5 protein-coding genes and 1 pseudogene are annotated in these 4,230 nt (G+C 57.4%); 5 read left to right on the top strand and 1 reads right to left on the bottom strand.

All coding sequences use genetic code 11. The features are described 5' to 3' along the window. Window positions 1–87 precede the first annotated feature (87 nt). From GIW04_RS28455 to GIW04_RS28435, 5 genes and pseudogenes are all read left to right on the top strand, one after another. Window positions 88–666, top strand: coding sequence for a DUF4337 domain-containing protein (locus GIW04_RS28455; protein ID WP_120248461.1), 579 nt, complete (start codon window positions 88–90; stop codon window positions 664–666). A gap of 178 nt (window positions 667–844) precedes the next feature. Further along, a complete protein-coding gene (locus tag GIW04_RS28450; protein WP_003193349.1) occupies window positions 845–1,180 on the top strand; it encodes a hypothetical protein in 336 nt (111 codons plus the stop codon). A 69-nt stretch (window positions 1,181–1,249) separates the two neighbouring features. Then, the gene (locus GIW04_RS28445; protein ID WP_034126763.1) at window positions 1,250–2,290 is read left to right on the top strand and encodes a DMT family transporter; all 1,041 of its coding nucleotides are present in this window, start codon (window positions 1,250–1,252) and stop codon (window positions 2,288–2,290) included. Window positions 2,291–2,628: 338 nt separating this feature from the next. Beyond that, window positions 2,629–2,898, top strand: coding sequence for a hypothetical protein (locus GIW04_RS28440; RefSeq protein ID WP_019820582.1), 270 nt, complete (start codon window positions 2,629–2,631; stop codon window positions 2,896–2,898). 430 nt (window positions 2,899–3,328) lie between these two features. Beyond that, window positions 3,329–3,439 (top strand): annotated as a pseudogene (locus tag GIW04_RS28435) (short-chain dehydrogenase); the annotation flags it as partial. A 127-nt stretch (window positions 3,440–3,566) separates the two neighbouring features. Here GIW04_RS28435 and GIW04_RS28430 read toward each other — a convergent pair. Next, window positions 3,567–4,230 (bottom strand): NADPH-dependent F420 reductase (locus GIW04_RS28430; RefSeq protein WP_236479442.1); only part of this gene is annotated, 664 nt, incomplete at its 5' end.

The following is a 4,230-nucleotide window of genomic DNA, read 5'->3' as shown; positions in this document are numbered from 1 at the left end:
GGTGGCAGGTTTGCAGCGTTACGTACAGGCTTGAGACAGCTGCGCTGGTGAACAATCAGCGCACCTAAATCCGTTCGCGGTCGCCCCATGTCCGAAGCCTTCGAAGTTCCCAGCCCCCACGAAAAACACCTTGAACACACCACCGAGCATGCTCACGGCCGCGGCGACAGCTTTGCCAGCCGCATCGCCGTGATGACCGCCATCATGGCGACCGTCGGTGCCATGCTCAGCTATCAGGCCGGCTCCAGCGAAAGCACAGCTGCGATGGACAAGAACAACGCCGCCATCATCAAGACCGAAGCCGCTAACCAGTGGAACTACTACCAGGCCAAATCCAGCCGCCAGAACCTGGCAGAACTGGCCAGCCATATTCCCGGCGTGGATGCGGCGCATTACCAGGCGGAGATCGAGCGCTACAAGCTCCAGAAGGAAGAAGTGCGTAAACAGGCCGAAACGCTTGAGGCCACTTCACGGGACTGGGACCACAAATCCGAGGAAGCGCTGCACCAGCACCATCGCTGGGCCCAGGCGATGACGGCGATTCAGATCGCGATTTCATTGGCGGCGATTACCCTGCTCACGCGCAAGGAATGGCTCAAACGCATGTCGTACACCGCCGGCGGGGTGGCGGTGATGTTGGGTGGCCTGGCGTGGCTGCATCTCTGACACGCCGAAGAATAAATGTGGGCGCTGTCGAGCCCCAACCAGGCTGCAATGGGATCACCGCGCAGTACCCGCCAGACTGCGACCCAGCCTCGCTGATTGATTTCAATCTGCCAACTGAGCGCTTAGAGTGTCGCCCCCCCGAGAATTGAATCTCGAGATTGAACCTATGGAGTTATGAGTGAAATACGTCAGTAAAGTCGTTGCAGCAGCCGTACTTGGTTTCACCCTGGCAGGTTGCACCGGCACCGCCATGAAAACCCAGCAATACGACGCCAGCCAATACACCGTCCTCGGCCACAGCGAAGCCAGCGCCACCGGCATCATGCTGCTGGGCGTCATCCCCATCGGCCAGAACAACCGCTTCGTACGCGCCCAGGATGCAGCCATCAAGGCCAAGGGCGGCGACGCGTTGATCAACACACAAGTGCAGGAAAAGTGGTTCTGGGCTTGGGTATTGAACGGCTACACCACCAAAATCTCCGGTGATGTGATCAAGCTGAAAACCGCGCAATAAAGTACGAAATTGCCAGGGCGCTGACCCCGGCAAGCGACGTATCATGGGCCTGACTTTCGAGGATGGCCCATGAACCTCAGCATCATTTACGCCCTCGCGGCCGCCGCCCTGTTCGGCGCCAGCACCCCGCTCGCCAAAAGTCTTGGCCTGGGCCTCTCGCCCATCCTGCTCGCCGGCCTGCTCTACCTCGGCAGCGGCATTGGCCTTGCCGGTGTGCGCTTGATCCGTGATCGCGGCTGGAAACCTACCGGGCTAACCCCATCGGAATGGCCCTGGCTACTTGGCGCCATCGCCTTCGGCGGCCTCCTCGGCCCCGTTGCACTGATGTTCGGCCTGACCCGCACCACCAGCGCCAGCGCCTCCCTGATGCTCAACCTTGAATCGGTACTGACCGCCGTGATCGCCTGGGTCGTGTTCCGCGAAAACGCCGACCGACGCATCGTCCTCGGCATGCTTGCCATTGTGTTGGGCGGCGTGGTGTTGTCGTGGTCCGGTGCTGACAGCAGCCATCAGGACTGGACCGGACCGCTCGCCGTTGCGCTGGCGTGTTTGTGCTGGGGCATTGATAACAACCTGACGCGCAAGGTGTCGGCGTCTGACGCGCTCTTTATCGCTGGGGCCAAGGGCTTGATTGCGGGGTTGGTGAATTGCAGCCTGGCGCTTTACCTGGGGGCGCAGATTCCGGGCGTGGCGCAACTGGCGCCGATTCTACTGGTAGGTTTCCTCGGCTATGGCATCAGCCTGGTGATGTTCGTGCTGGCCCTCCGCGGACTGGGCAGCGCGCGCACCGGCGCTTACTTCTCCACGGCACCCTTTCTCGGTGCCGCAGTGGCGTTGCTGGTATTTGGCGAGTCGGTGACCGTGGCGTTCTGGATTGCCTCGGCACTGATGGCCGTAGGCGTGTGGCTGCACCTGACGGAGCGGCATGCCCATGAGCATCTGCATGAGGCAACGGAACATGGGCATTGGCATGTGCATGATGAGCATCATCAACATGAGCATGGGTTCGAGTGGGACTCGAAGGTGCCTCATAGCCACGTGCATGCACATGGAGTGATGAGGCATAGCCACGCGCACTTTCCGGATGTGCATCATCGGCATAGGCATTGAGGGCGGGCTTAGGCATAGGGTGTGGGTGGCTTTCGGCAACGTCCTACACGTCACTCAGAAGCGATGGGCTGCCGTTTTAAAATCGCCACACCTATAGTCTGACGGTCGCTCACATAGCGAACGGGTTTGGCGACCCGATGATAAATCGATAGATGCCTCTCGGGATTTGCGGGATGCTTCTGCGCGCAATAAGCTGCTCGACGGTAGCTGTGCGCGGGAGACCTTCGGGTCTGCCGGTTTTTCCGATTGTCCCGGTTCGCCAACCTGCGTACAGCTGCCACCCTTTTGTTTGGCGACAAATGTGTGGTTGCTCTCCTTTGACAACCGGAGTTCAACATATGAACCAATACATCGCCCTTACCAGCAACGACAGCGCCACCCCTGCCCTATTTGTCGACACCACCGTGCCGCTGGGAATACTCCTCGATGCTGCGACCTATCGGCTTCGTGCTGTTACTCAAGTCCTTGAGAATCTTGCGCTACGTAGTGAGATCAGCAGTGATGCGGTGGTGCTGAGTGACTTGGCATTGCTCTGCTCCATTCCGCTGCGGGACGGATGCGATTTACTTGATGTCATGGGGCGACGGATAGACGTGTCCTGCGCATGAGTTAAGAGCAGTAGGTTTTCAACTTAAAAATTACGAAACCCCAGGTTTCTTTCGAAACCTGGGGTTTCGTTTGCTTCGAATGTGGTGAAATGAAAATTAAATAAATCTGTCCCCTTTTTCCACTGCATCCTGAAAAATTGAGGCGTCCAGTCTATCGATAGCCGCGCGGGCCGTGCCGAAAAACGCCTATCCCTTAAACTCCCCCGTCCCATTGCCGACGGCGTCAACATACGCCACACACAACGACTCGGCGATCTGGCTTTTGACTGCTTTGGTCGATTCCGGGCGCGGGTTTCACCTTTGTTGTTTCCGGACTTTGGATAGCAACCCTGAGCCGGAAATAGCATGAGGGTTCCCGTCGGCGAAGTTAGCGATAAAACACAACGCTGTGCGGGCCATAAAGTAAATAAATCCGTCCCCTTTTTCCGGTAGTGATGCGGTGGTGCTGAGTGACTTTGCACTGCTCTGTTCGATTCCACTGCGCGATGGATGCGATTTGCTCGATGTCATCGGGCGACGAATGGACGCGCCGTGCGCATGATCTAAAAACAGCAGGTTTCAAACTCAAAAATTAAAAAACCCCAGGTTTCTTTCGAAACCTGGGGTTTTGTTTGCTGTGAACGTGGTGAAACGAAAATCAAATAAACCTGTGCCTTCGCCAACTTCTGTTACGCGTGCGATATCGGGCTCAGTTGACGATTCATCGCAATGATATCCGCATGACTAGGGTTGGGACCCAGCTTCGCGAAATGCTCTATCATGCGATCCCGAGTTTTTGGCGCCTCACCTTTAACTGCCGCATGAAGGGCCCGGCGCATATCAACGGCGGTGTAGTCGCAGCAGTACGCAGGGGTTGCAGGTTGTTGCCGCCACGACTGCTCAAGTGAACCCGCATTGACTGGATCAAAACCTGATTCGCTCACCAGCTCCATGACTGTCTGCACACCGACCTGATCGCCCCCAGCGACCGCCGCCGCCAATCGTCCAGGCGTGCCCTCGGGCTGGCCTAGCTCAGCGAGCGAATAGGCTAACAAGTTGTTGAACGCCTTGATCACCGGCCTTCCAATCTGTTTCGAAACCCAAACGCTTTCGGCCATGCCTTCATCTATTTCCGGAATTTTTTGGTCCCTCACGCCCGGGTAGTAATTGCCGGTATCCACGACAGGGACGTCCAATGGAACAGATGCGAACAAGTCAGCAGGCAGATCAGCCACTGCTGGGAAAGGGATAGATAAAAATATCACTTCGGCATCTCGAACAACGCCCGAAATATCTGCAGGTACCGCCCCTATCTCGCTGGCGAATGCACGAACCCCCTCAATGCCTTTGGAG

It is taken from the genome of Pseudomonas sp. PA-4-8C (assembly GCF_021606625.1).
In the GTDB taxonomy this organism is placed as follows: Bacteria; Pseudomonadota; Gammaproteobacteria; order Pseudomonadales; family Pseudomonadaceae; genus Aquipseudomonas; species Aquipseudomonas lactis.
The sequence above is the reverse complement of the archived record's forward strand: the minus strand, read 5'-3'. Positions and strand labels throughout refer to the sequence as shown.